At 51.2% G+C, this 611-nt stretch carries 1 protein-coding gene; it reads left to right on the top strand.

Features of this window, described 5'->3' with window-relative positions; genetic code table 11:
- The first annotated feature begins 384 nt into the window (after positions 1-384).
- Positions 385-573 carry a hypothetical protein gene (locus D7D25_RS18345; protein ID WP_221408036.1) on the top strand — a complete coding sequence of 63 codons (189 nt, stop codon included), beginning with the start codon at positions 385-387 and terminating at the stop codon, positions 571-573.
- Positions 574-611 lie beyond the last annotated feature (38 nt).

Below are 611 nucleotides of genomic sequence, written 5' to 3'. Positions count from 1 at the left end.
TATTCTCCACCGGGCCGGGTGAGGAGAGGCGTCCGGGCCGGGAAGCGTGCGGGAATGTGTGAGAAGCGGTGGATGAGAAAAAGAGTCCGGGGGCAAGAGAGTCCGCGGCGGTAAAGGAGAAGCGAGATGTTGATGTTTGGAGTCCGTGAGGGGACAGGGATAAGTTGAAAATGAAGAATGAATGAAGAATGAAAAATGAAATTCTTAATTCATCATTCTTAATTATTCACTTCAAAAGTGCGGTTCGATCCCGCGCCAGACAGCTGCCGGTTGCCCGCGGCGCCCCTTGAAGGGGGGAGCCGGCGGGGGAACAATTGGAAAGGAGATCTTTGACATGATGATATAAAAACAAGAGCAAAAAATAAAAAAAAGAGTTCATTGAAAATGTCTTTTCCGCCATGGCATCCTGGCGACAGGCTGCCCAAGCGGCGACAAGGGAAAGACAAACAAATCAAAGACGCTGAAGTATATTTGTCATACCCGGCTGTTTCCCAGCCTGGCGCATGCGCCGCTAAGGGAACAGCAGCCGGACGGCGAAATAAAAGTGAACAAGGGCACATGGGGGATGCCTAGGCTCTGGAAGGCGAAGAAGGACGTGATAAGCTGCGAAA

The organism is Proteiniphilum sp. X52, assembly GCF_003712195.1.
GTDB lineage: Bacteria > Bacteroidota > Bacteroidia > Bacteroidales > Dysgonomonadaceae > Proteiniphilum.
The sequence above is the reverse complement of the archived record's forward strand: the minus strand, read 5'-3'. Positions and strand labels throughout refer to the sequence as shown.